Here is a 24,612-nt window from a genome sequence, read left to right as displayed (position 1 = left end):
CCCTCGAAGGAGCTCAAGCTCATGCGCGTGCGCACTAGGAAGAACCGGGCGCTGGCAGCGTCCGCCGTCGTGCTGGGACTGGTCCTGGCGGCGACCGGGTGCTCGGGAGGCCCGGGCGACGACAAGGACTCCATCACCGTGGCGATGGGCCACGAGGCGCCGTACCCGGGGGAGGAGGCGATCCTCTACGCGGTGCCCAAGCAGCTCGGACTGTTCGACGACTACGGCATCGACGTCAGCTACATGCCGACCTCGGGCTCCTCGGTCGCGGTCCAGCTGGTCCAGGCGGGCAAGGCGGACCTCGGTCAGGGCAACCCGTCGTCGGTGATGGCCGCGATCAACAAGGGCGTCGACATCAAGATCGTCTACAACCTGATCCCGGAGTACGGCTCCGGGCTCGCCGTCCTCGAGGACAGCGCGATCCAGTCGCCCGAGGACCTCGCCGGCAAGACCGTCGGCGTCGCCTCGCTGTCCTCCTCGCGTCTGCCGGAGGCGAAGGCGATGGCCGAGGAGGCCGGTGTCGGGGACGACGTCGAGTTCGTGGCGGTGGGCATCGGAGCCCAGGCCGCGAACGCGCTCAGCTCCGGCAAGGTGGACGGGCTCTACCTGTGGGACGCGGCGTACCAGGCGATCGAGCTCAGCGGCACCGACCTGCGGGTGATGGACGACGTCTTCAGCGAGGCCGGGATGCTGCTCGACTTCGTCGAGTACGCCAGCACGGACGCGATCAAGGAGAAGTCCGACGCGCTCGAGAAGCTCGGCCGGGCCGGCGCTGTCGCCCAGGAGTGGGCGAAGCAGAACCCGGAGAAGGCGCTGGACATGTTCTACGCGGAGTTCCCCAACGCCAAGTCGGACGACGCGGGACGGGCGCGTGACCTGGAGATCCTCAAGGCGACGATCGCGCAGTACGACCCGGCGAACGCCGGTCAAGAGGACTACGGCTACACGCCGGAGGACCGTGCCGAGGCCACGGCCGCCTTCCTCGCGAAGTACGACCTGATCCCCGAGGCACTGCCCGTGGCCGACTACGTCGACAACTCGCTGGTGTCGGCGTACAACGACTTCACCGCCGAGGACGTGAGCGCCGCGGGGACCTCGAAGTGACCCACGACGTCTCGACCGCTGTCGCTCGAACGCTCCTCGCCTCCGGCGTGGAGACGATCACCGGTCTCATGGGCGACGGCAACCTTCCCCATGTCGTCGCCTTCATCGAGCACGGGGGCAGGTTCGTCCCCACGGTGGCGGAGTCGGGCGCCGTGAGCGCGGCGGACGGGATGGCGCGGACGACGGCCGGCCTCGGCGCGGCGTCGGTGACGCACGGGCCCGGGTTCACCAACACGCTCACGGCCCTGACCGAGGCGGTGCGGGCGCGGTCACCGCTGCTGCTCCTGACCGGGGACACGCCGTCGGTGCCGCACCACCTGCAGCGCTTCGACCTGGCGGCGGCCGCACGGCTGACGGGGGCGGCGTACGTCCGGGTGACGCACCCGGACGACGCCGTCGGGCAGCTGGCGCGGGCGATGCGGCACGCCGAGGAGCGCTCGCGGCCGGTGGTCTTCGACATCCCGCTCGACCTCGCGACCGCGCCGTGTGGCGAGTCGGTGGCCGCCGTCTCAGGCGACCGTCCGGCACTGCTGCCGGACGACGCCTCGCTCGACGCGGCGCTCGGCATCGTCGCGTCGGCGCGGCGACCCGTCGTACTGGCCGGTCGCGGAGCGGGCGGTGCGCGCGAGGAGCTCCTGTCGCTGGCCGGTCAGCTCGGCGCGCCGGTGGCGACGACGCTGCTCGCGAAGGGCATGTTCGCCGGAGAGCACGGCGACCTCGGGGTCTGCGGCACCGTGGGCCGGAGCGAGGCGCTGCGGGTGCTCGCCGAGTCCGACTGCGTCGTCGCGTTCGGTGCCAGCCTGAACCGGTTCACGACCGCCGACGGCCTGGTCGGATCGCGCGGAGCCGTGGTCCAGATCGACTCGGATCCCGACGCCATCGGTCGCTACGGCACGCCGGCCGCCGCCCTCGTCGGGGACGCGGGGATCACCGCCGGCCGGATGTGCGCGCTGCTGGCCGAGTCGGGTCCGGCCGCGCCGTACTGGCCGGGTGCGCAGGCCCCGCCCGTCCCTGTCGCTCGCGGGGCGGGCGGCGGGGAGGACTGCGGCCTCGAGCTGGCCGCTGCCCTGCGACTCGTGGACGACGCGCTGCCCGCCGATCGCCTGGTGGTCTCCGACACGGGCCGGTTCGTCTACACGGCCTGGCGCGAGCTGAACGTGGCCGCGGCGGGGGACTTCGTCCACACGCTGAACTTCGCGTCCATCGGCCTGGGGATCGCGACGGGCATGGGCGTCTCGCTGGCGCATCGCGACCGACTCACCCTCGTCGTGGCCGGCGACGGGGGCGCGATGATGGGACTGAGCGAGCTGGCGACCGCGGTCCGCGAGCGGTTGCCTCTGCTCGTCCTCATCGCGAACGACGCGGCCTACGGCATGGAGTTCCACCACCTGCGCGGCGCCGGCCGCGATCCGGACCATGCCCGGATGGCATGGCCGGACTTCGCGGACGTCGCCCGCGGGTACGGCGCCCAGGGGCACACCGTCCGCTCAGCCGCCGAGCTGAGGAAGGTCCTCGACACCCTCGATCCGCTCCCCGCGGGGCCTGTCGTCCTCGCCCTCGAGCTGGACCCCGCGACGATCCCGGGGGAGTGAGCGGCCCCGCGGGCGGCGGGGTCAGCCCTCCTCGGCCTGCCGGGCGCGGTAGGCGGCGACGGCATTGCGGTTGCCGCAGGTGACCGAGCAGAACCGCCGGGACCGGTTGCGCGAGAGGTCGAGGACGATGCCCTCGCAGGTGTCGTCGGCGCACACCGACAGCCGGGACATCTCGTCGGCCCGGATCAGGTCGATCATCGCCATCGCGGTCTCGACCAGGATCCGCTCCGCCAGTGAGGCGTCGTTGTCGATGGCGTGCAGATGCCAGTCGTGGCCGTCGTGCCGGCGCAGCTGGGGGAGCGCGGAGGCGTCGCGCAGCATCGCGTTCACGATGTCGGCCGCGTCGTCGCGGTCGGCGGTGAGCAGCTCGCGCAGCCGCGGCGCGATGGCGAGAGTGGCGTCCACCTCGGCCTGGTCGCGGTCGTGACGGCCGGTGTAGCCGAAGTCGGTGAAGAAGGTGTCGAGCTCGTCGGGCGTGCTGATCGTCACCGGCTCGAGGCTGCTGTTGACGAGAGCGACCGCGGCCTGGAGGGACAGCGAGGTGTCATGGGCGAAGACCACATTGACAGATTACCGCAGTCGGCCCTAGTGTCATGAGTCATGACGACGTTGACTCGTGACACCGGTCGCGACGCGACGACCACCGGGCTCGCCCTCGCGCTCACGTCGGCCGTCGCCTTCGGTCTGTCGGGTTCGCTGGCCCGTCCGCTGCTCGACAGCGGCTGGACAGCCGGCAGCGTCGTGCTGATCCGGATCGCGATCGGCGCCCTCGTCGTCCTGCCCTTCGGCCTGCTCGCGCTGCGCGGCCGTTGGGGTGTGCTGCGGCGGGCGGCGCCGACCATGTTCGTGTACGGCGGCCTCGCCGTCGCCGGCGCCCAGTTCTGCTACTTCTCGGCGGTGCGCACCCTGGAGGTCGGGCCGGCCCTCCTCATCGAGTACACCGCTCCCGCCGCCGTCGTCGGGTGGATGTGGCTGGTCCACGGCCAGCGCCCCGGCCGGCTCACCGTCGCCGGTGCCGTGGTCGCCGCGCTCGGCCTGGTCCTCGTGCTCGACCTGTTCGCCGGTGCCGACGTCGACCTCCGCGGTGCCGCCTGGGCGCTCGGCGCCATGGTGGGCGCGGCGGCGTACTTCGTCATCTCCGCCGACGAGCGCAGCGGGATCCCGCCGCTCACGCTGGCCGCGGGTGGCCTGGCGGTCGGCGGGCTCATGCTCGGCCTGCTGGGACTCGTCGGGCTGATGCCGATGGAGGCGACCGCCGAGCAGATCGCGTACGCCGGCGTCGAGGTCGGGCCGTGGGTGGCGCTGCTGCTCCTCGGCCTGGTCACGGCGGCGCTGGCCTACTCGACCGGGATCGCCGCCAGCCGCCGGCTCGGCTCGCGGTTGGCGTCCTTCGTCGCGCTGAGCGAGGTCGTCGCCGCCGTGGTGTGGGCCTGGCTGCTGCTCGACCAGCTGCCGGGCGCCGTCCAGTTCCTCGGCGGGGCGCTGATCCTGGCCGGCGTGATCGGCGTCAAGCTGGGCGAGCGCGGCGTACTCGTCGAGCCGGAGGAGCCGGTCCTCGTCTGATGGCGGGTTCCCCGGCGTAGCGTCATTCGCCCCGTGGGCTCCAGCCCACAGAACGTATGACGTTGCGCTCGGGGAGCCGTCAGCGTAGGTCCTGGCGGCGGACCACGACCTCCCTGAAGACCAACAGGACCGCGGCAGCGGTGGGGATCGCCAGCAACGCGCCGACCACGCCGAGCAGCCCGGCGCCGATGAGCGCGGCGATCACGATCACCGCGCCCGGCAGGTCGACCGACTTGCTCATCACTCGCGGGTAGACGACGTAATTCTCGAACTGCTGGTAGATGACGAAGAAGACGACGCATGCGATGCCGGTCTTGACATCGGTCGCGAACGCGATCGCCGAGACGAGCACGGCCCCGATCGTCGCGCCGATCATCGGGATCACGTCCAGCAGCGCGATGACGAAGGCCAGCGCGACGGCGTACTCGCGCACCTCGGTGAAGTAGAGGAACACCAACGAGCACGCGCCCGCGCAGAGCGCGACCAGGAAGGCCCCGGAGACGTAGCCGCCGATATTGGCGATCACCTTGTCGCCGAGGGAGGAGAAGCGCTCCCGGCGCGAGGCGGGAGCGAGCTGGTACACCGCGCGGGTGCTCGTCTTCAGCGACGCGAGGAAGTAGAGCGTGAGCACGAAGATCACGAAGGCGTTGAACAGCGCTCCGAGCACCTTGAGGCCGACGCCGAGCGCCCCGCCGAACAGGGTGGAGATGAAGTCCCCGTCGGTGACGAAGTCGGTGATCTTGTCGAGGACGCCGTACTCCTCGTTGAGGTCCTGGATCTTCTTGTTGCGCTCCAACTCGTCGAGCCACACCGGAACGTTCTTGCTCAACGCGGTGATCTGGTCGGTGATGACCGGGACGATCGCGACGAGGAACAGGCCGACCGCGGCCAGCGCGATCACGATGACGGCCACGACCGCGAACGATCGGCGCAGGCCGCGGCGCTCCAGGAACTCGACCGCCGGGTTCAGGCCCGCGGCGAGGAAGAAGGCGACCACGATCAGCATCAGGGTCGAGCCGATGCCGAGTACCGCCTGGAACAGCCAGAAGGCGGTCAGCGCGCCCAGCGCACCGACGAAGCCGACGAAGAACGGTGAGCGGCGACTGAACGGCTTGCCGGGCTCGCCGTACGGCGAGGCGGTGGCGGGTGCGGGCGCAGCGGCAGCCGGATCGATCCCGGCGTGCTCGCTCACCCCATCGGTGCCTCCGGTCCCCGTGCCGGACCCGCTCAACTCTCGTCCTCGCCGAAGCCGGCGACGAGGTCGGCGAGCGAGGAGAGCTGGGCGGTGATCGAGGCGCGCCGCTTGGTCAGCCGGTCGAGCTCGGCGCGCTTGGCGGCGATCTCGCGCTGGAGGTCGGCGTCGCCGCTGGAGGTGATGGCCTCGGCCTGGGCACGGGCGGACGCGATCACCTGCTCGGCCTCGCGGCGGGCACGGGTGAGCACACCCTCGGCCTCGGTCTGGGCGGCGGCGCGGTTGGCGGTGGACTGCTTGCTGGCCTCCGCGGCGCGCGCCTCCGCGGCGTTGGCGCGCTGCTCGGCCTCCTCGACCAGGCGGCGGGTCTCGGCGACCGCCGTGTTGTGGTGCTCGGTCGCCTCGCGGGCCAGCCGCTCCTTCTCCATGGCCAGGGCCCGGCGGGCCTCCTGGACCTCGCGGTCGACCGCCGCCCGCGCCTGCTCGACCTCCCGCTGGGCCTGGCTGCGCAGCTCGGTCGCCTCCTGCTGCGAGGCCAGCCGGAGCTGGTCGGACTCGCGGCGCGCGGCGGCGAGGGTGTCCTCGGCCTCGCTCCTCGCCAGGGCCCGCTCCTGCTCGGCGTCGGTCAGCAGGCGGGTGCGGTTCTCCTCCAGCTCCCGCAGCTGGACCGCGCGCATGTCGTCGGCCTCGCGGGCCGCCTCGGCGCGGATCGCCTTCGCGTCACGGGTGGCCTGGTCGCGGACCTCGGCCGCGTCGGCCTCGGCCGTGGCGCGGATCTCGGAGGCCTCCTCCTCGGCGAGGCGCAGCATGGCGCTCGCCCGGCCACCGAGCCCGGCGTACGACGGGTTGTCCATCTCGGCGAGCTCGGACCTGAGCCGGGCGACCTCCTTCTCGAGGTCGATCACGCGCTGCTCGGACTCGGTCAGGCTGGCGCCCAGGGTCGCCTTCTCGCTGGCGAGCTGGCGGATCTGCGCGTCGACCGCGTCACGGTCGTAGCCGCCCTTGCGGACGGTCGGCAGGCCGCCGGCCGCTCCGGGCGCGTTGAAGCCGACCGGTCGGCCGGGAGCCGCGTCAGTGGGAGCGGGAGCCGCGGTGGGGCGCGGGGATGCGACCTGGCGGGCGGCCGCCGGCGGACAGGGCGCGGCCGCCGGGGTCTCGGCCGTCTTCACCGCCGGGATGACCTGGGTGGGCTCGTCGTCGGCCTTGGTGGTCACGGTCTTGGACTCCTCGGTCGGGGTGGGCTCGTCGTCGAAGATGGACAGACCCTCGTCGCTCATGGAACTGAGCCTCCCTGGCTCTCGGTGCGGTCATGGGGGGTGGGTGCAACGAACTCGCCCATGATCCCTGATCGGCCCAACGTTGCCCACCCCGGCTCGCCGGTTCGGACGGACCGGCACGGGATGTGTTGCCACGACGCCGACCCGGCGCGGAGTGAACGCGGAACGACGCCGACCCGGCGCAGTTTGAACAGCAACTGTTCAACTGCGCCGGGTCGGCGTGATCTCAGATTTCATCTGCGCCGGATCGGTGTACCTAGAGAGTTCAATCTGCGCCGGGTCGGCGGGAGGGTCAGATGCCGCGGAACAGGTTGATCTTGTCGAGGTGCTTCGCGCGGAGCTCCTCGTTCTTCACGCCGAGGCCCTCCTGCGGGGCGAGGGCGAGGACGCCGACCTTGCCCTGGTGCTTGTTGTGGTGCACGTCGAGCGCCGCCTGGCCGACCTGGTCGAGGGTGTAGACGCGCGACAGGGTGGGGTGGATCTTGCCCTGGGCGATGAGGCGGTTGGCCTCCCACGACTCGCGGTAGTTGGCGAAGTGGCTGGAGATGATCTTCTTGAGGTTCATCCACAGGTAGCGGTTGTCGTACTCGTGCATGTAGCCCGAGGTCGAGGCGCAGGTGGTGATGGTGCCGCCCTTGCGGGTGACGTAGACCGAGGCGCCGAAGGTCTCGCGACCGGGGTGCTCGAAGACGATGTCGATGTCCTCGCCGCCGGTGAGCTCACGGATGGCCTTGCCGAAGCGCTGCCACTCCTTGGGGTTCTGCTGGGTGCCCTCCTCGTTCCAGAACTTCGGGGCGAGCTCGGAGCGGTTGATGACCATCTCGGCGCCCATGTTGCGCACGATCTGGGCCTTCTCCTCGTTGGAGACCACGCAGACGGGGTTGGCGCCGCCGTTGAGGGCGTACTGGGTCGCGAACCCGCCGAGGCCGCCGGAGGCGCCCCAGATCAGGACGTTGTCGCCCTGCTTCATGTTGCCGCCGTTGGCGGAGACGAGCTGGCGGTAGGCCGTGCAGTTGACCAGGCCGGGGGAGGCGGCCTCCTCCCAGGTGAGGTGCTCGGGCTTGGGCATGAGCTGGTTGGCCTTGACCATCGCGACGTCGGCGAGGCCGCCGAAGTTGGTCTCGAAGCCCCAGATGCGCTGGGAGGGGTCCATCATCGTGTCGTTGTGGCCGTCGGGGGCCTCGAGCTCGACCGAGAGGCAGTGCGCGACGACCCGGTCGCCCGGCTTCCACTTGGTCACGCCCGCGCCGACGGCGAGGACCACGCCGGAGAGGTCGGATCCGACGATGTGGTACGGCAGGTCGTGGCGCTTGCCGAGGCCGGACTCGCGGCCGTAGCGCTCGAGGAAGCCGAAGGTGGAGACCGGCTCGAAGATCGAGGTCCACACCGTGTTGTAGTTGATCGCGGAGGCCATCACGGCGACGAAGGCCTCGCCGGGACCGAGCTCGGGCAGCGCGACCTCGTCGACGTGCAGGGACTTTCGAGGGTCCTTGTCGCGAGAGGCGACGCCCTCGAACATGTCGACCTCGTCCTTGTGGACCGTCACGGCCCGGTAGGACTGCGGAACCTCGAGGCTGGCGAAGTCCTCCGCGGAGGCCTCCCCGGACTCGCTGGCGAGGATGGCGTCAAGGATGTGCTGCACGGTCGTCGTCTCCCTGGGATCGGTGCGTGCCAGTGGGCTGGGTGGCAATACGGCCGCCGCGAAGATACCCAGTGGTAACCACACGTAGGTGGGTTCGTGACACTCGTCTCATCGGGGATCGAGCATCGGCCACACGGGCAGCGGGGGCGGAAGGCGTCGTCCTGGGCTCGGCGGCACGTTCCATGGGCCACCATAGGGCCATGTCGCCGCTGCCGGGCCGTCCGTCCACGTCTATTACGTCGGCGCGGGTGATCGACCTCAACGCCGATGTCGGCGAGTCCTTCGGGCGCTGGCGGCTCGGCGACGACGAGGCCCTGCTGCCGCACCTGACCAGCGCCAACGTGGCCTGCGGATTCCACGCGGGCGATCCGCTCACGCTGCGCCGCACCTGCGAGAGCGCGGTCGCCCGCGGCGTGGTGATCGGCGCCCAGGTGGGCTACCGCGACCTCGCCGGCTTCGGGCGCCGCTATATCGACGTGCCGACGGCCGAGCTGGCGGCCGACGTGCTCTACCAGCTCGGCGCGCTCGACGGGATCGCCCGGGCGGCCGGGGCCCGGGTCGCCTACGTCAAGCCGCACGGTGCGCTCTACCACGCGGTGTCGCGGCATCCGGAGCAGGCGAGTGCGGTCGTCGACGCCGTGCGCGCCTACGGGGGGCTCCCGGTGCTGGGTCTCGCGGGCTCGGTCTTCCTGGCGGCCGTGGCCGAGGCCGGCCTCGAGCCGGTGGGCGAGGGCTTCGCCGACCGGGCCTACCGGCCCGACGGTGCTCTGGTGCCGCGCTCGGCCCCGGGTGCCGTGCTGACCGACCCGGTCGCCGTGGCGGCGCAGGCCGTCGAGCTGGCCCGGTCGGGCGGCGTGCGCTCGCTGTGCGTCCACGGCGACTCGCCGGGCGCGCCAGAGCTGGCGGCCGCCGTGCGCTCGGCGCTGGCCGCGGCGGAGCTCCCCGTGGGCGCCTTCGCCGTCGCGCCGGCATGAGGCTGCTGCCGTACGGCGACCGCGGGCTCCTCGTCGAGCTCGACGGCCCCGACGGCCTCGACAGCTCCGTCGCGGTGGTGGCCGTGGCCGATCTGGTCCGCGCCCATCCGGACGCCCCGGCGCTGGTCGCCGAGGTCGTCCCAGGGGCCCGGACGGTGCTGGTCGTGGCGCGCCCGGGGGTGGACGTGGGGCGGCTCGCGGGCGTCGTACCGGACAGAACGGTCGTTGCGGAGGCCATGTCGCGACCGGAACGTCCGGTGCGACGGGGAGAGCCGACCCGGATCCCCGTCCGGTACGACGGCCCGGACCTGGCGGCCGTGGCGGTCCTGACCGGGCTGAGTGAGCGGGAGGTCGTCGCCGCGCACACGGGCACGCCGTGGCGGGTGGCGTTCGGCGGCTTCGCCCCGGGCTTCGCCTACCTCGTGGGCGGCGACCCGCGGCTGCGGGTGCCGCGGCGCGACGAGCCGCGGACCGCGGTCCCGGCCGGGGCGGTCGGCCTGGCGGGGGAGTACAGCGGCGTGTACCCGCGCTCGTCACCCGGCGGGTGGCAGCTGATCGGACGCACCGACCTGGCGCTGTGGGACCTGGACCGCGATCCGCCCGCCCTGCTCGCGGCCGGCACGAGCGTGGTCTTCGAGGAGGCGCGGTGAACACCCCACGACGTTCCTCTCCTCCGCAACGCTTCACCCCACGAGCCTTTGGCCTCCCCCGCTTCGCTCCTCCGGACCAAAGCCCCGCGGGGACCCCAAGCGGCTCGCCCGAACAACGCCGCGGGGAGCCCGCGTGAGCCGGCTGCTGGTCCGCGCCGTCGGTGGACCCTGCCTCGTGCAGGACGCCGGCCGGCCGGGTCATGCCGCGATCGGCGTCGGCGCGAGTGGCGCGGCCGACCGGGCGTCGTACGCCCTGGGGAACCGGCTGCTCGGGAATGCCGTGGGCGCGGCCGCGCTGGAGGTCGCGCTCGGCGGCATCGAGGTCGAGGCGGACGGGGTAGTCTGGGTGTGCGTGACCGGCGCGCCGACGCCGCTGACGCTCGACGGCCGGGCCGAGCCCACCGGCGCCGTCCTGGCCCTGCGGCCCGGCCGGCGACTGCGCCTGGACCTGCCGCCGTCAGGGCTGCGCAGCTATCTCGCCGTGCGGGGCGGTCTCGACGCCCCGCCGCTGCTGGGCTCCCGCTCCCGGGACACGCTCGCCGACCTCGGGCCGGCTCCCGTACGCGCGGGCGACATCGTCGCCGTCGGGGATCAGGTCGCGGCGCGGATGCTCGTCGACGCCGTCCCGCCGGCGTCGTACGACGACCGGCCGGTGCTGCGCGTCGTCCGCGGCCCGCGCGACGACTGGGTGGCCGACGCCGACCGGCTGGTCGAGCAGGTCTGGCGCGTCGGCGCCGCGAGTGACCGGGTCGGGCTGCGACTGGAGGGGGAGCCGCTCACCGGCAGGTCTCCGAAGGGAGAGCTGCCCAGTGAGGGCGCCCTGCGCGGGGCGATCCAGGTCCCGCCCGGCGGCGAGCCCGTGGTCTTCGGCCCGGACCACCCGGTCACGGGCGGCTATCCGGTGGTCGGTGTGGTCGTCGACGCCGACACCGATCGGCTGGCCCAGCTGCGCCCCGGTGAGGAGCTCCGGTTCCGCTGGGCCTGACGCTCGGGCTCGATCCGTGGGTCAGTGGTGTGCGTCGGCCGCCGGCTCGACCAGCTCGACGAGCACGCCGCCGGCATCCTTGGGGTGCACGAAGTTGATCCGGCTGTCCGCCGTACCGCGCCGGGCCTCGGGGTAGAGCAGGCGCAGCCCGCGCTCGCGCAGGATGGCGGAGACCTGGTCGAGGTCGGTGACGCGATAGGCGAGCTGCTGGAGGCCGGGGCCGCTGCGGTCGAGGAACTTGGCGATCGTCGAGTCCGCGTTGAGGGGGGCGAGCAGCTGGATCCTGGAGTCGGTGTCGCCGACGGCGACCATCGCCTCGCGGACGCCCTGCTCCTCGTTGGTCTCCTCGTGCGCGACGTGCATGCCGAAGTTGTCGCGGTAGAAGGCGATCGCCTCGTCGAGGTCGGGCACCGCGATGCCGACGTGGTCGATGGCGGTGAAGAGGTGGGCGGGGACGGCGCTGGCGACCGGGTCAGTGATGCTCATGGACGTCATTGTGCCGGGGGCGATCGGGCCGCCGCCTCCCGTGTGACGTGTTCCTCACCGCCCGCACGCTGGACCCCTCGCCCGCCCCGGATACCCACGAATACCCTCGATCGGTCAGGGACCTTCGTCCCCGCGTGTCGGGGCGGTTCGTCCTCGCTTCACTGATAGACGACCGGAGCGCGGCATGACCGTGCTAACCGTCGTCCGCATGAATTCCGACCTCATCGACCCCTACCGTGCCTGGCTCCGGGCGAATGACCTCTCTCAGAACACCATCGGACAGCGCGTGAGATTCCTCATGACCCGGCTACACCTAGACGCGCTCACCATGTCGCCGGGGGACCTGTCGCTCTGGCTCTCAGAGTTCGACGGCTGGACCCGGCTCACGTACCTGTCAGCAGTCCGCTCGGTCACGGCGTTTCTCGTCGACACCGGCCGTCGCGCGGATGACCCAGCTGCGAAGCTCCGTCGCGGCGCCAGTCCGGACGGTCGACCGAGGCCGCTCGTTCCGGGTGACGACTTGAGAGCGCTCCACGCGGCGACCGGCGACATGCGCGCCCTCGTGCTTCTCGGGCTACGAGCAGGCCTGCGGGCGCATGAAGCAGCGAAGATCGCCGGCGAGGACATCAATGCAGAGCGCCTTCGTGTACTCGGCAAGGGCGCGAAGGTCGTCTACCTACCTACACACCCCGACCTGTGGAAGGTTGCGCAGCAGTACCCGCGCGAGGGTCTGTGGTTTCCGTCGCACCGTCGCGCAGGGGCGATTTCAGGATCGACCGTCTCGCATCGCGCGTCCCTCCTGCTGGCAGCGATCGGAACGGACGGCTCGTATCACCGGTTCCGGGCGACCTTCGCGACGGACATGCTCCGAGCCGGGGCCAACATCCGGGTCGTACAGCGGCTGATGCGTCATGCGTCCCTGGCGACGACGGAGGCGTATCTGGGCGTGGCGGAGAACGAGCTGGAAGACGCGATCGGACTACTGGGGAGGCGAGCGGCATGAGCACGCTGTCGCGGACGGCGCGGGACCGCATCAAGTACGACTGGCGCGACGGGCTCACGATCGTCGGGTACATCCGGTACCACTCCGGATCGGACACCTGGCGCGGGGATCGGTGCGGCTGCCCGGACGACCGATGCATCGGCTACCACCACGACGAGCACGAGGAGTGCGGCTGTCTGGACCCGTCGATCGACGCCTACTATCTGGCGGAGGTCGCGCCCGTGACGTGGTGGGTCGTGCTCACAGGCCCGGGTGATGGCCGGGTGGCGTGGCTGGGCGATCTGACCGGGAAGCGCCACGACCTGGGCCCGTTCACGGGCGCCGAGGTCGAGGGGATCGCGGCTCGGTGGCGGCAGTATGGCTACGAGGCGGCTGTCGAGGAGCGCGCCCGGGCGGCTGCCTGATCTGGCGGTTCTTGCCCGGGGCCAGCGGGGGCGGCGTACGCTCCCGGGCCATGAGCAGCACCGATGCCGCGAAGACGTCACCCACGGGCGACCTGTGGGGACTGCTCTTCCTGGGCGTCCTCGCGCAGGCCGGCGGCGCCGGGATGGCCGCCATCAGCTGGCCGCGTGAGCGGATCGTCGATGGCTGCGATCCCACTGCGGTCGATCGACTCACAGGGCGCCTGGAGTCATGCGACGTCGACCAGACGGGGGACTGGTTGGCGGCGATCGGTGGGCTCGCCTTGTCGGCCGCCGGGTCGATGATGGCACTCGTCGCGCTGATCGCGATCGGCGTACATCTCGGTCTGGCGTCGGCCACGCGGCCCGCTACAGGCCCAGCGGCGGCCACACCGGTTACGCCCGCCTCGGCATCCGCCCCTGCGCGCACCGTGGTCACGAGCGAGACGGCGCCGGCCGAGCCCCGTCATCCCCGCTCCGATCTTCAGATGATGGTGTTCGTCGCGATGGGGATCGTGCTGACGATCGTGCTGTTCGCGGTCACGATCGGCGTGCTCAGCGGCTAGCGCTCGACCCTGACCCCGAGCAGCAGCCATCCCTCGGGGATCTCGCCGCGGATCTGCTCCATGCCGGCGTCGTAGTCGTCGGTCTCGACTGTCCACCGGATGATCTCCGCCTCGCCGGTGTGGTCGTGGGGTGTGCGGGGTCGACGGGCGGCATGGATCTTCACCGTCCGACCCTACGTCGTTCGAACATGTGTTCTAGCATCGGTGGATGCGTGACTGGCCCGCCCGCCGCTATCCGCCGACGCCGTACCCGCCGGGCAGCGAGGCGACCCGGCAGTACCGCGACGCCTGGGACCTGGGCTGGCAGCATGTCGCCATGGGTGGGGTCCAGCGGGCGATCGTGCACGACTCCTGGCTGACCGATGGTCCGGAGCGACGCGGCTACCGGGACGGGGCCGAGGCGCGGGCTGCCTACGAGCGGCGTCTGGTCGAGGGGGATCGGGTGTGGCGGAAGCGGTGGGCGCGGGAGGCTCGGGAGGACGAGCGCCGGCGACTGGGGGAGGAGGGCGCCTACTGACGGCGGTCTCGCATCGACCAGCCGATGAGCGCTCCTCCGATGGCGGCGGCGAGGTGGGTGACGATGAGCAGGGCGTCCATCGGGTGAGGGTAAAGAATCTCGCCACCACTTGACCGTGTCCTATCTAGGACATAGAGTGAGTGTCACGAGGTCAGGGCATCAAGGCCCAGACCAACCTCCACCAGGGAGTGCACCATGAACGTTCACAAGATCCGGTTCCAGATGCTGATGACGCTGGACTTCGACCAGGCCGACTCGGCGCTCGTCGGCCGCGTCAAGGCCGCGATCCGAGCGGCGTCCGACGACGCCGTGATCGCCGCCGTCGAGACCACCCGCGAGACCCGCGACTTCGCGACCGCGATCCGGATGACGGCAGTCGCCGGCGGCGCCTCGGAAGAGGACGGCATCGCGATCATCGGCGCTATGGCCCGCCAGGGCGTGGCCTGATGAGCACGGCGACCACGCAGGCCCTGCGCCAGGTCCTCGCCGACGAGTTCGGGATCACCTCCATCCCCGAGCACGAGCGCGGCAGGCCCGCGCGGCGCTTCCCGGTCGAGTGCCGCTCGGACGCGACGCGCCGCGAGATCGCTGACGCGCTACCCGCCGCCCAGCGGGAGGCGCTGCTCTACAAGGCCGACGTGTACGGGCTCGATCTCGACGGCCACGACGTTATCGAGGTGCTGATCCCGTCGTGGGCCGAGCTGGCCCCGGGCAGCAGGACCCAGGGCTTCGACTACTGGCTGCGGCATGTGGTCAAGCGGGTGCCGGTGGGGTACTCGCCGATCGGACGGGGAGTGGGGCGTTGACTGACGAGCCGAGCAAGTACCGCGGGTACGTCCTCCCGTTGCTGCCCGGTCACTTCCGGGCGCTGCGCGAGGGCGCGGGTCTCTCGCAGGCGTCGCTGGCGCAGTGGGCCGACGTGGCGGATCGGTCGGTCCGACGCTGGGACGCGTCGCACCGTGCGCCGGAGAAGGTGGGCCGGTTCGTGGTCGACCGGTGGCTGGACGTGTGCGCGATGGCGGCCGACACGGTGGCGCTGGCGCCGGGCGACGGGCCGGTGCTGCTGCTGACGGGCGGGACCGACGAGGAGCGGGCCGTGACTCGGCTGGCGATGTACGAGTTCGAGCGGGCGGGCCGGACCGTTCGGCTGACGGAGTAGGGTGCCCTATGTCCTCGCTCCGGCGGGGGTGACCCCTACGGTCGCTGGTCTTGCGGGTTGACCAAGTCCCTGCGTCAGCGGGGGTGAACCGCAGCCCTATGGCGGAGGTTCAGAAGTATGACCGGCTCCCTGCGTCGGCGGGGTCTAAAACGGCGGAGAGCCCGCCCGTCTCCGAAGAGGCGGGCGGGCTCTGTCGTTTCACCACCGGTGGCCGGACGGGCGTCGTAGGGTCACGGCCATGAAGCTGTGGCTCGCGACCGTCGTCGGCTCTGGTGTCGTGGGGTGGGTCCTGCTCGCGCGGTACGACGCGTGGGCGCTGGTGCTGGCCGCGGTGCTCGCGGCGCTGGTGGCGCTCGGCGCGACGATGGCGCCACGCCGGGGCTAGCCCCGGCCGTTGTGACCGCAGCGGATGCAGATCCGCAGCGACGGTGCCGCGTGGTGGGTCCAGACGTGCCAGCGGTGACCACGGACCCGGCAGAGGAGCGGGCCGAGGAGGATGCCGGGGAGCTCGCGGACCGCGGCGGCGAGCATGGCTACTCGTCGCCTTCGACGCGCTTGCTTGAACCGGCGCTTCCGGCCAAGGCGTCGCTGTGTGGAGATGGGGTACTTGCCGCGCCCGTCGCCGCGGACTCGCGCGGCGCACATCAGGCAGCAGCCCTTCCAGCGGCGATGGGGCGAGTGGGCCATGGCTACTCGTCGCTAGGGACGTTGAGGATCGCCAGGACCAGCGCGGCCAGCAGTGGTGACGCCTCGGGGTCGATGACGCCATAGAAGACCAGCACGGCGAACGCGACGATCGCGACACCGTGGATCAGCGACACCGTAGATCCAGCGGCGGACGGTCGGGGTGAGGATCTTGGTGCTCATCGGGAATCCTTCCAGTAGAAGCGGATCGAGTCGTGGTCGGAGCCGTGGCGTGGCCCGGTCTCTCCACGGAGGTCTAGGTGGGTCACGGCGTAGTCGATGGGCGGGCGGGCGCCCGGATTGACGACGTGGGCGCCGATCCGGTTGGCGAGGAGGCGACGCACGGAGCGCTTGTCGCGGGCGCCGACCGGACAGTTCCAGTCGCCGACGTACAGCACCTTGGCGCGGTACTTCCGGCCCTTGCGCTTCGCCAGACGCCGCAGTCGTCGCATGTACTTCCGCCACGCGCGCTTGTTGTCGCCGTTGCGTCCCGTCGGCCCGTGAATGGAGGCGACGAGGGTGCGCTGTCCGTCGAGGTCGGCGACGGCCCACGGGATCCCGCGGCCCGGCCAGACGATCCCGGCCCGGGGGCCGATCCATGACGCCCGGGACAGCGCGACGCCCTGGGCGTGCACCGGCACGTCGTCGCGGACCAGGAGCGCCGAGGAGTTCATCCCGCGGCCGGCGCCGGCCGGCGCGTGGATCGGGTCGCGGTACCCCTGGTGCTCGGCGACGCCGCGGACCTGGGGGAGGTAGCCGCCGGCCTCCTGGAGCGCGAGGACCTGCGCGCCCAGCTTGGCGTGCTTCCGGACGGCGACCTGCACCGCCTCGGGGTCGCGGAGGACGCGCAGGTTGGCGCTGACGGCGACGGGAGCCGCCGCCCGGGCCCGTAGAGCGTCGAGACCCTGCACGGCCGCCTGGGCGAGCGTCACGGCGTGCCGGTCCCGCCCGGGCCCGCGTCGCGGATGTCGCGGTCAACCTCCAGCTGCGCCTGGGTCTCCGGGTCCTGCTTGATCAGGTGGTCGGGCAGGAGGTCGGCCACGGCGGCGCGGACCTTCGAGTCCATGCCGCCGTTGGCGAGGAAGGTGACCTTTTCGTCCGTCTCGGCCTGCTTGCGGGCGACGGTCGCGAGTCCGGCGACGAGCGCGAAGGTAGTGCCGGCGAACCCGAGTAGCGGGGTGAGGAAGTCCCCGGCGGACTGGGCGTCGACGGCGAACAGGACGGTGGAGCAGATCGCGACGGTGACGAAGCAGGCGACGATGCCGGCGATGACGGCGTTGGTGGTCTTCATCGGGTGGGTTCCTCTCGGGGGTCAGGACTTGATGACGGCGCGGGCGCCGGGGTTGGCAGCGAGGATCCGACGACCACGGCGGGTCTTCATCAGCAGCCGGGCGAGGCGCTCGCAGGCGCGGAGGCTGCCGACGACCTCGAAGTGCATGGCGTCGGGCCGGCCCGCGTAGTCGCCGCCCCACCGGATCAGGCCGAGGAACCGGTAGCGGAGCTTGCGGCGGATCCGCTTGGCCTGCCGGGGCGTGAAGGTGTCGAGGGTGGGGACGCCGAGGGGGTGCCGGGTGGCGTCGAGGTCGGCGGCGGTGCCGGACGCGTGGTTGCTGATCGTCGAAGATCCGCGGATCGGGCGAGCGGCCCAGCCCCACTCGTCCCAGACGCCGAGGTCGAGCCGCTCGATCTTGCCGTGGAACCACGAGGCGAGGAACACGAGGAGGAACCCGACCGCGCCGTCGCGGAGGAGGAGGTGGCGGTGGGTGCCGGGGATGGTCCAGCGTCGGAGTCGGGGGAGTGGTCCGGTGGTGCTGGAGTCGAGGGCGGGGTAGCCGTTCTGGGACGTGGGCATGGGGTCTCCTGTCAGGCGGCGCGGATGACGAAGTAGAGGGCGCGCCAGGGCGGCATGATGTCGAGAGGCTGGCCGCCGCCGTTGGTGGCGCGGTCGGCGGCCGCGCCGGGCTGGTTGAAGTAGTAGGTGACGCCGCCTCGGACCACGGCCGTGGCCGGGAGGTTCGCCTCGGCGATCGTCGTCGTCGGCGACCCGCCGCTGGTGGCGAGCGCCTTCGTGCCCGCGCCGATCGGGAACCTGTCCACGAGGTTCGGGACGTTGAAGAACGCCCCGGATCCGCCGTGCGTGTAGCCGATGACGGCGAACAGGTACGGGTAGTCGGCCACGGCGTACGACGCGCCATTGCACAGCAGCTTCGTCGGCGGGATTTTCGACGTCGGGCCCGCGAACATCTCGACCACCCCACAGTCCGGCGACACACCCGACTGCACCGGCGGCTGGAAGATCGGCGACGCAACACCACCGTCGGTGGCGAACGTCAGCGTGACCAGCCACTTGCGGGCTTCGATGCTGTGCTCGATCCCGGTCACCCGCAGCGTGTCCGAGAGCGACACCTCGCCGTTGACGACCTGGACCTCGTCGTAGAGGTCGATCAGGGCATGCGCGTTGAGCCGGGCCACGGTGTTGAGGGGCAGCGTCACCGACCGCACGCGGCGGGTGGGTGTCTTGTTGGCGGCGAGGACAGCGGCGGCCAGCGCATCGGCCTGGGTCTTGCTCAGCCCGGTGACCGTGAACTCCTTCAGGAACCTGCCGTAGGTCGCGATCGAGGTCGCGTCCTCGTAGGGGCCGTAGGTCGTCTCCGAGGTGCTGCCGCCGTCGGCGCCGAGGGCCTGCACGGTGATCGACACCGCGTTGATGCAGTCGTCGGTCCCGTAGGTCACCTTGAGGTCGCTGTAGGCAGCCTCGTCGAGCACCAGAGGCGATCCGGACGGCAGCAGCGCGGCGTCCCAGGCGTTGACCACGCCCGGGCGTGAGATCCAGGCGTACCCGGCCCGGGTATCGCGGGTCAGCGCGAGCTGGGTGAGGGCGCTGGCGTTGTCGTTGAAGGTGGTCGGAGTCGCGGTGAGGACCTGGTTGCCGCTGCCGTTGACCGACCACGGCACCCCGGCGCCTTCGAGCACCCATGGCAGCTCGGCGATCGTGCTCACGCCGAGAGGGCGCTTGGCCTGCGAGAGCGGCTGGGCGGCGTCGACCAGGCTGACCTTGATCCGGGCCCGCTTCTCGTTCGGGACCGACGGATCCTTCAGCTCGTACTCGACGTTCGCGGACAGCAGCTTGCCGGTGATGATCTCCTTCCACTGGCCGGCCACGAGCGCGCGGAGGCGGGCACGGCGGCCGGGGCGGATCAGGGGCGAGTCGGCGGGGTCGAGGGAGCGGCTGATGATCGTGGCGTCGAGTTCGCCGACCTGGAGCTCCGGGCGCACGACGCGCAGCTGGTGCGATTCGCCGATGATGTTGAGGTACTGGACCGGATCGAGGTAGCCCAGGTTGCTGTTGACGGCGGTCGAGTACGGCAGCGTGAGGGTGGCTGTCTCGGTGGACGTGGATCCGTTCGTAGTGCCGGTCCAGGAGCGGTCGTAGGTGGTGAAGTTCGCGGCGCTGTCGGCGGTCGAACCGTCGAAGTAGGGGCCGGCGCTCGGCGCCTCTTCCAGCATCACCGCGCGCCACGCGGAGAAGGCCGACCCATTGGGGAACAAGTAGGCGCCTCCGTTGTAGAGCCGCACGAACGCCTCGGTGGTACCGGCGGGGAGCGTGAAGGTGAGCGACTTCCGCCCGACCCCGGGACCGGTGGAGAGGATCGTGTAGGCGCCGGCTCCGACGCGGTGGTGGACGACGACCGAGTCGATCCGGGTGGGGTCCCCGAGGGCCCCGTGGTTGGACACCACCATCTCGGCGGAGACCGTGTAGGTCTTCCCGGCCACCATGCCGAGCCGCATCGCGCCGGCGTCGCCGCCGACAGAGGCGAATGTGTCCGTGCGCGAGTCGGTAGGCCAGATCTTCAACCAGCCCGACTCGAACCCGAGCAGCACCCCGGGGCCGGGGTCATAGCCAGTCGTGGATGCCGGAGCCGGGTTCGGGACGCGATTCGTCCGCGTGGTCACCACCGGCGGCCACGCGTTCGCTGCGTAGTCCCAGCCTCCGGCATCGGGGGTGGCGGAGTCGAAGTAGCTGCCGACGGTCGACGCCTTCTCGATCATGAAGGCGTCGAGGTCGTGCACCTCCCCGGCGGGGACCGACGAGCCGGGGGAGGTCACGGTGACCTCCATCTCGGTGGCACCGGCAGGCGCCGTCGCGACGAGCGTCATCGTGGTCCAGCCGCTGGTGGTCGACCCGATCACGGACCCGAAGGACCGCGAGACCGGGACGGTGCCGCCGGGCGCCCACCAGTCCACCTCGAACCGAAAGGCCCGGATTGTCGTGGTGGAGCGGACGCGGCCTTGGAACGCGTAGGTGGCACCGGCGGTCACGGCGATCCGGTTCATCATCGGCACCGAGATGCCGACCCCGGCGACGCTCTGCGTGTAGCGCAGCGACGCCGACCCGACCGCCGCCTGGGCCGTCGAGCGGACGAGGGCCCCGCTCCCGCTGGCCCAGCCGTCCGTGTTGGTCTCGAAGCTCGGGTTCGGCGTCAGGTTGGTACGGGTCTGACCCAGCACGCCCGACGACGCGGCCTTCGCGACCGTGACCTCCCGCAGACTCCACGTGTGCGCTCCGGTGTGGAGCCCCCCCGCGTTGGTCTTGTACAGGTCGAACCGCAACCGGGCCCGCACCGTCCCGGCCGGCGCGAGCTGCGGGCCGAGGTTCCCCACCGTGCTGTTCTGCGCCAAGTAGCCGGTCTGTGCCGACATGCTGATCACCGCACCGGCCGAGTTGATCCACTCGAACCGAGCGCGGAAGAACCCGACGGTGCCGGACAGCGCGTTCCACCGCGCCGCGGCGTACTGCCCAGCCGCAACGGGCATGTCCTCGGTCGTGAAGGACGACGCGCCCATCACGTTCGACGTGTAGGTCAGGCCCAGTGCACTGCCGTCGACCTTCGTGTTCGCGGTACTGGTAATCCACCCCCACCCGCCGAGCTCCCCGCTGGGGTTCTGCACCAGATTCACCAGCCCGGTCGGGTCTGTCTCGACCTCCAGCCGCAGCACATCAACCGTGGCGAACTCCTGGCGCGCCATCAGAACGTCGCCGCCATCACGCCGTTGCTCCGTGCGTAGTCGATCTTCATCACGATCTCCCGGCCCTGCTGCAGCAGCGACGCCTCCTCCGCCGTGAACCGCCCCTCTACCTGCACGACGAGCGGGCGGGCGCCGCCCACGCCCGCGGCCCACGCCGCCCTGGCCTCCAGCGCCGGGTCGCCGAAGCCGCGGACCAGACTGGAGGCGGTCCGGGCGCCGGCTCGGCTGGCGACCGTGTCATCGATCCCGATGTCGAGGCCGCGCATCACGTCGTCGCCGATGTCGCGGAAGACCCGCGAGGGGGACTTGACCTTCAGCTTGATCTTCACCGTGTTCGTCAGCGCGGCGGCGATGGCTGCGGCTGCGGCCTGGACCGCGGCCAGTTGGGACTCCAGGCCGTTCACCAGGCCCTGCGCGGCGTCGATTCCGGCCTGCTTGTAGCGCGCAGCCATGTTGTCGCCGAGCACGCCCCCGGCGGCGACGAGGCGGTCCTGCAGCCGGTTCATCTGGTCGATGGATGCCTGGCCGCCGGCTGCGATCGCCTCAGCGGTGGCCAGCGCGGCCTCGGGCCCGGCTGTGAGCATCTGCTCGACCTGCGCCTGCGAGAGCTGGTCATCGGCCAGCTGCCGCATCAGGTCTTGGAATCGCTCGGCCCTGATGACCTTCTGCTCGAACTCGTTGATCAGCGCGGTGCCGGAGACGGTGCCGTCCTCCTGCCGGCCCAGCTGGGTGACGTCGCCGGTTGCCGTGATCGTGTTGCGGATGGCGTCGCCGTAGTCCCTGTACGCCTGCTGGGCGGCGCGCAGCTGGTCGTAGGCCGTCTGCTCCTGCTCGACCCGCTCACCGAGCAGCCCGTTGATCCGGTCATACTCGGCACCGTTCGCACGCAGCTGCGCGAACTGCCCCTTGAGCTCCTTCAGGACAGCCTTCTCGCGCTTCTCCTCACGCTGCTGTGCCTTCTTGCCCTTGCCCGGCTTGATCGACTTCTCGATCTGCTTGGTCAGCGCATCGAGAGCGGCGTCCACCGAGGACGAGTCAGTCAGGCCGGACAGGATCCCTGCGATGGCGGCCTTGCTGACCTTCCGCCCCGCCACCTCCACGGCCGGCGCCGAGGCGTTCATGCCGCCGACCATGCCCTCGCCCAGCATCCGGCCGACCCAGATCGTCTCCCGCGAGGGGGACTGCGTGGCGGCGCCGGCCTTCGCACCGTCGACGCCAGCCTTGCCCATCTCGTAGCCCTTGGCGCGGATCGGCCCGACCCACGCGCTCATCGAACCCCAGAGTCCGAACCCGAGCCCGTTGCCGACGTCGACGCCGCCCTGGGCCGCGGGGCCCTTGGCGCCGTCAGCGGTCTGCTTCACCCCGAGCTTCAGCTTGCGCTCCAGCGCAGTGGTGCTGAGCCCCTCGGTGGCGCCGTCGGTGATCGCCTTGCCGGTCTTCTTGCCGCCCTCCTTGGCCTTCCGCGGCGCCTGGTTTGCGACGCTGTCGGCAAACCGATCGACATCGCGGATCGCGTCGGTGACACCCAGCGCCTTGATGGTGGTCTTCACCTGCTCGGGGGTGAGCTCGATGCCGCGCAGGATCTTGCGTAGGGCCTCCTCCGTCTCGGGAAAGCCCTTGCGCTCGACGCGGGTGACGATGGTCCCGCGATCCTGAACGCCCTTCAGCTCCTTCTTCAGCGCACCGGAGGCGATCGACAGGTCCTGGACCTCACCGGTCGCCTTTGAGATCTCCGTGGACTGGATGCCGAGCAGACCAGCCAGCTTGGCGGCGTCGGTGTTGAGCGCGCTGGAGGTGGTGTGCCAGTTCCCGAGCTGGTCGACGTAGGTCGAGGTGGTGTACATCTCGGCCTGGAGCGCCGCCTGCACGCGAGCAGATGCCTTCTCGCGGCCGAGCGACGCCTTGACCAGGTCCTGGGTCGAGATGCCGAGAGAGCGCGCGAGGTCGAACGCCTCGGTCTTCTGGAGCCGCTGGGCTGCCTCAACCCTCGTCTGCCGGGTGATCGAGCCAGTGACCTGGTCGAGGGTGGCGGCGTAGTCCTCCCAGCCGCCAATCGCGTTCCGCGCAGCCTCGGCAGATGCCCGCACGGCGTCCGTGGCCTCGTCACTCCGACCGGCCACGGCGGCGAGCGCCCCGCCCACGCCGCCGACCACCGCGCCGACGGGCCCGCCCACCGCGAAGCCAGCCAGCGCACCGCCGGCTACCGAGTACAGGCTCTTGAGTGCGTCGTTCGACTCCTGGGCGCCTTGGGTGAGGGCGACCATGCCGCCGATGCCGGCGGCGGTCTTCATCGCACCGCCCATGGCGCTGGTGGCCGTGCTCAGCAGCCGAGCGCGGGCGGCGGTGTCCTGCATCTCGAGCTTGAGGACGCGCAGGGAGGTGATGTGGCCGCCGACCGCCGTGGTGGCGCTGGTGACGCCGGCGGTGAAGCGGGGGAGGACCAGTGCGGCGATGCCTGCCTGGAGACCGATCTCCTTGAGCGGGCCGGGGATCTCGTCGACCAGGTTGACCAGGCCGCCGACGACCTCGGCGCCGGTCTCCAGGGCGGGGAGGAAGACGTCGTCGAAGATCTTGCCGACGGACTCGCCCTCGCCGGCCAGGTTGCCGAGGGCTTCGGTGATCTCGTCGGCGGCGGGCGCGAGTGCGTTGGCGATGTCGCGGCCGGCGCCGATCGCACCCTCGATGGCGGGGACGAGCTTGTCGTCGAGCAGGTCAGCGCCCTTCACCACCGCGGGGGCGAGCTCCTGGCCGAGTCGGAGCTGGGCCGTCTCGATGGAGCCGGAGAGCCGCTCCAGCGCGCCCTCGGTGCCGTCCATGCGGGCCTTGGCCAGCTCCTGGGCGGCGTTCTGGTCCTTGGTGGCCCGGATGTACTTCCGGATCCCGCTGGCGCCCTCGTTCATCAGCACGGTGGCGGCCCGGGTGGCGTCGGAGCCGAAGATGGTCGTCAGCGCGGCGGTGCGCTCGGCCTCGGACTTGTCCTTGAGCGCGCGGTTGAGCTGCCCGGCGATGTTCGTGAGCGACTTGAAGTTGCCCTGGGCGTCGACGAAGTTGAGGCCCAGGTCCTGCATCTCCAGCGCGGCCTGCTTGGTGGAGGGGATCAGCCGGGCCAGCATGGTCTTCAGCGAGGTGCCGGCGTCCGAGCCCTTCACGCCGGCGGCGTCGAAGGCGGAGAGGGCCGCGACGGTCTCCTGCAGGGAGAGGCCGGCGTTGGTGGCGCCGGGGCCGACCTGCTGCAGCGCCATGCCGAGGGACTCGACAGAGGCGGTGGAGGCGTTGGCGCCGCCGGCCAGCGCTGCGGACACGGAGGCCATGTCCTCGCCCGCGAGGTTGAAGGTGTTCAGCGCGTTGCTGGCGATGGTGGAGGCGGTGGCCAGGTCGGTGCCGCCGGCCGCGGCGAGCTGCAGCGTGCCGGCCAGGCCGCCACCCATGATGGTCCGGGTGTCGAGGCCGGCCTTGGACAGCTCGAGCATCGCATCGGCGGCCTCGCTGGCCGAGAAGCTCGTGTCCGCGCCGAGCTTGAGCGCGAGTCGGTTGAGCTTGTCCATCTCGGCTGCGCTGGACTTCGTGTTGGCCTGGATGAGCCGCATCGAGGTGGAGAACTGCTTCTCGGCGTCGACGGCGCTCTTGGCGAACGCACCGACGCCGAGGACGAGAGCGCCGGCGCCGAGCTTGGCCGCCTTGGCCGCCGACGACTGGAACCGCGTCATCGAGCCCTCGACCTGGGCGAACTCGCGTCGGGCCTGGGAGCCGTTCGCGAGGATGGCGATGCGGATGGGCCCTGCCATGGTG

Annotated in this window: 27 protein-coding genes; 14 read left to right on the top strand and 13 right to left on the bottom strand. The window is 71.4% G+C overall.

Annotated elements, in window-relative coordinates:
• The first annotated feature begins 21 nt into the window (after positions 1 to 21).
• A complete protein-coding gene (locus tag RB608_RS12120; RefSeq protein WP_308088173.1) occupies positions 22 to 1,104 on the top strand; it encodes an ABC transporter substrate-binding protein in 1,083 nt (360 codons plus the stop codon).
• Positions 1,101 to 2,696, top strand: a complete 1,596-nt coding sequence (locus RB608_RS12115; RefSeq protein ID WP_308088172.1) for a thiamine pyrophosphate-binding protein — start codon at positions 1,101 to 1,103, stop codon at positions 2,694 to 2,696. Before RB608_RS12120 ends, RB608_RS12115 begins: the two co-directional genes overlap by 4 nt.
• Positions 2,697 to 2,717: 21 nt before the next feature.
• On the opposite strand, the gene RB608_RS12110 is transcribed toward RB608_RS12115, so the two are convergent.
• Entirely contained in the window at positions 2,718 to 3,257 is a 540-nt protein-coding gene (locus tag RB608_RS12110) for a CGNR zinc finger domain-containing protein (RefSeq protein ID WP_308088171.1), read from the bottom strand.
• A 39-nt stretch (positions 3,258 to 3,296) separates the two neighbouring features.
• Between RB608_RS12110 and RB608_RS12105 the strand changes: the two genes are divergently transcribed.
• Positions 3,297 to 4,259 carry an EamA family transporter gene (locus tag RB608_RS12105; RefSeq protein ID WP_308088170.1) on the top strand — a complete coding sequence of 321 codons (963 nt, stop codon included), beginning with the start codon at positions 3,297 to 3,299 and terminating at the stop codon, positions 4,257 to 4,259.
• A gap of 79 nt (positions 4,260 to 4,338) precedes the next feature.
• On the opposite strand, the gene RB608_RS12100 is transcribed toward RB608_RS12105, so the two are convergent.
• The 3 genes from RB608_RS12100 to ccrA all read right to left on the bottom strand — a co-directional run bounded on the left by RB608_RS12100 (position 4,339) and on the right by ccrA (position 8,370).
• Complete coding sequence (locus RB608_RS12100; protein WP_308088169.1) at positions 4,339 to 5,451, bottom strand: AI-2E family transporter; 1,113 nt, start codon at positions 5,449 to 5,451, stop codon at positions 4,339 to 4,341.
• Between the two features lie 35 nt (positions 5,452 to 5,486).
• A complete protein-coding gene (locus RB608_RS12095) occupies positions 5,487 to 6,728 on the bottom strand; it encodes a hypothetical protein (protein ID WP_308088168.1) in 1,242 nt (413 codons plus the stop codon).
• 292 nt (positions 6,729 to 7,020) lie between these two features.
• Positions 7,021 to 8,370, bottom strand: coding sequence for a crotonyl-CoA carboxylase/reductase (gene ccrA / locus RB608_RS12090; RefSeq protein WP_308088167.1), 1,350 nt, complete (start codon positions 8,368 to 8,370; stop codon positions 7,021 to 7,023).
• A 200-nt stretch (positions 8,371 to 8,570) separates the two neighbouring features.
• Between ccrA and RB608_RS12085 the strand changes: the two genes are divergently transcribed.
• From RB608_RS12085 to RB608_RS12075, 3 genes are all read left to right on the top strand, one after another.
• Positions 8,571 to 9,344, top strand: coding sequence for a 5-oxoprolinase subunit PxpA (locus RB608_RS12085; protein ID WP_308088166.1), 774 nt, complete (start codon positions 8,571 to 8,573; stop codon positions 9,342 to 9,344).
• On the top strand, positions 9,341 to 9,994 hold the full coding sequence (locus RB608_RS12080) for an allophanate hydrolase subunit 1 (protein WP_308088165.1): 654 nt from the start codon (positions 9,341 to 9,343) through the stop codon (positions 9,992 to 9,994). The genes RB608_RS12085 and RB608_RS12080 overlap by 4 nt, the downstream gene beginning before the upstream one ends.
• A 133-nt stretch (positions 9,995 to 10,127) precedes the next feature.
• Complete coding sequence (locus tag RB608_RS12075; RefSeq protein WP_308088164.1) at positions 10,128 to 10,979, top strand: biotin-dependent carboxyltransferase family protein; 852 nt, start codon at positions 10,128 to 10,130, stop codon at positions 10,977 to 10,979.
• A 21-nt stretch (positions 10,980 to 11,000) separates the two neighbouring features.
• On the opposite strand, the gene mce is transcribed toward RB608_RS12075, so the two are convergent.
• Positions 11,001 to 11,465, bottom strand: coding sequence for a methylmalonyl-CoA epimerase (mce, locus tag RB608_RS12070; protein WP_308088163.1), 465 nt, complete (start codon positions 11,463 to 11,465; stop codon positions 11,001 to 11,003).
• A 184-nt stretch (positions 11,466 to 11,649) separates the two neighbouring features.
• On the opposite strand from mce, the gene RB608_RS12065 reads away from it, so the two are divergent.
• The 3 genes from RB608_RS12065 to RB608_RS12055 are packed head-to-tail and all read left to right on the top strand — an operon-like array spanning position 11,650 to position 13,435.
• Positions 11,650 to 12,468 carry a tyrosine-type recombinase/integrase gene (locus RB608_RS12065; protein ID WP_308088162.1) on the top strand — a complete coding sequence of 273 codons (819 nt, stop codon included), beginning with the start codon at positions 11,650 to 11,652 and terminating at the stop codon, positions 12,466 to 12,468.
• Entirely contained in the window at positions 12,465 to 12,872 is a 408-nt protein-coding gene (locus tag RB608_RS12060; protein WP_308088161.1) for a hypothetical protein, read from the top strand. Before RB608_RS12065 ends, RB608_RS12060 begins: the two co-directional genes overlap by 4 nt.
• Positions 12,873 to 12,922: 50 nt before the next feature.
• Positions 12,923 to 13,435, top strand: a complete 513-nt coding sequence (locus RB608_RS12055; RefSeq protein ID WP_308088160.1) for a hypothetical protein — start codon at positions 12,923 to 12,925, stop codon at positions 13,433 to 13,435.
• On the opposite strand, the gene RB608_RS12050 is transcribed toward RB608_RS12055, so the two are convergent.
• Entirely contained in the window at positions 13,432 to 13,599 is a 168-nt protein-coding gene (locus tag RB608_RS12050) for a hypothetical protein (RefSeq protein WP_308088159.1), read from the bottom strand. The two genes, RB608_RS12055 and RB608_RS12050, sit on opposite strands and share 4 nt — an antisense overlap.
• A 44-nt stretch (positions 13,600 to 13,643) precedes the next feature.
• On the opposite strand from RB608_RS12050, the gene RB608_RS12045 reads away from it, so the two are divergent.
• The 5 genes from RB608_RS12045 (at position 13,644) to RB608_RS12025 (ending at position 15,496) form a co-directional block, all read left to right on the top strand.
• Positions 13,644 to 13,952: a hypothetical protein gene (locus tag RB608_RS12045; protein WP_308088158.1), complete on the top strand. Its 309-nt coding sequence runs from the start codon at positions 13,644 to 13,646 to the stop codon at positions 13,950 to 13,952.
• 195 nt (positions 13,953 to 14,147) lie between these two features.
• A complete protein-coding gene (locus tag RB608_RS12040) occupies positions 14,148 to 14,399 on the top strand; it encodes a hypothetical protein (protein WP_308088157.1) in 252 nt (83 codons plus the stop codon).
• The gene (locus RB608_RS12035; RefSeq protein ID WP_308088156.1) at positions 14,399 to 14,758 is read left to right on the top strand and encodes a hypothetical protein; all 360 of its coding nucleotides are present in this window, start codon (positions 14,399 to 14,401) and stop codon (positions 14,756 to 14,758) included. Before RB608_RS12040 ends, RB608_RS12035 begins: the two co-directional genes overlap by 1 nt.
• On the top strand, positions 14,755 to 15,111 hold the full coding sequence (locus tag RB608_RS12030) for a hypothetical protein (RefSeq protein WP_308088155.1): 357 nt from the start codon (positions 14,755 to 14,757) through the stop codon (positions 15,109 to 15,111). Before RB608_RS12035 ends, RB608_RS12030 begins: the two co-directional genes overlap by 4 nt.
• Positions 15,112 to 15,349: 238 nt before the next feature.
• Entirely contained in the window at positions 15,350 to 15,496 is a 147-nt protein-coding gene (locus tag RB608_RS12025; RefSeq protein ID WP_308088154.1) for a hypothetical protein, read from the top strand.
• Here RB608_RS12025 and RB608_RS12020 read toward each other — a convergent pair.
• The 7 genes from RB608_RS12020 to RB608_RS11990 form a co-directional block, all read right to left on the bottom strand.
• Positions 15,493 to 15,642 carry a hypothetical protein gene (locus RB608_RS12020; RefSeq protein WP_308088153.1) on the bottom strand — a complete coding sequence of 50 codons (150 nt, stop codon included), beginning with the start codon at positions 15,640 to 15,642 and terminating at the stop codon, positions 15,493 to 15,495. The two genes, RB608_RS12025 and RB608_RS12020, sit on opposite strands and share 4 nt — an antisense overlap.
• A gap of 158 nt (positions 15,643 to 15,800) precedes the next feature.
• A complete protein-coding gene (locus tag RB608_RS12015; protein WP_308088152.1) occupies positions 15,801 to 15,932 on the bottom strand; it encodes a hypothetical protein in 132 nt (43 codons plus the stop codon).
• A 42-nt stretch (positions 15,933 to 15,974) separates the two neighbouring features.
• A complete protein-coding gene (locus RB608_RS12010; protein ID WP_308088151.1) occupies positions 15,975 to 16,727 on the bottom strand; it encodes an endonuclease/exonuclease/phosphatase family protein in 753 nt (250 codons plus the stop codon).
• A complete protein-coding gene (locus tag RB608_RS12005) occupies positions 16,724 to 17,086 on the bottom strand; it encodes a hypothetical protein (RefSeq protein ID WP_308088150.1) in 363 nt (120 codons plus the stop codon). Before RB608_RS12005 ends, RB608_RS12010 begins: the two co-directional genes overlap by 4 nt.
• Before the next feature lie 21 nt (positions 17,087 to 17,107).
• Positions 17,108 to 17,647: a M15 family metallopeptidase gene (locus tag RB608_RS12000; protein WP_308088149.1), complete on the bottom strand. Its 540-nt coding sequence runs from the start codon at positions 17,645 to 17,647 to the stop codon at positions 17,108 to 17,110.
• A gap of 11 nt (positions 17,648 to 17,658) precedes the next feature.
• Positions 17,659 to 20,823, bottom strand: a complete 3,165-nt coding sequence (locus tag RB608_RS11995; protein ID WP_308088148.1) for a tail fiber protein — start codon at positions 20,821 to 20,823, stop codon at positions 17,659 to 17,661.
• Positions 20,823 to 24,608 carry a phage tail tape measure protein gene (locus tag RB608_RS11990; RefSeq protein ID WP_308088147.1) on the bottom strand — a complete coding sequence of 1,262 codons (3,786 nt, stop codon included), beginning with the start codon at positions 24,606 to 24,608 and terminating at the stop codon, positions 20,823 to 20,825. The genes RB608_RS11995 and RB608_RS11990 overlap by 1 nt, the downstream gene beginning before the upstream one ends.
• Between the last annotated feature and the right edge of the window lie 4 nt (positions 24,609 to 24,612).

This window comes from Nocardioides sp. LHD-245 (assembly GCF_030929495.1).
Taxonomy (GTDB): domain Bacteria; phylum Actinomycetota; class Actinomycetes; order Propionibacteriales; family Nocardioidaceae; genus Nocardioides.
This window is presented reverse-complemented; position numbering and strand designations above follow the sequence as displayed.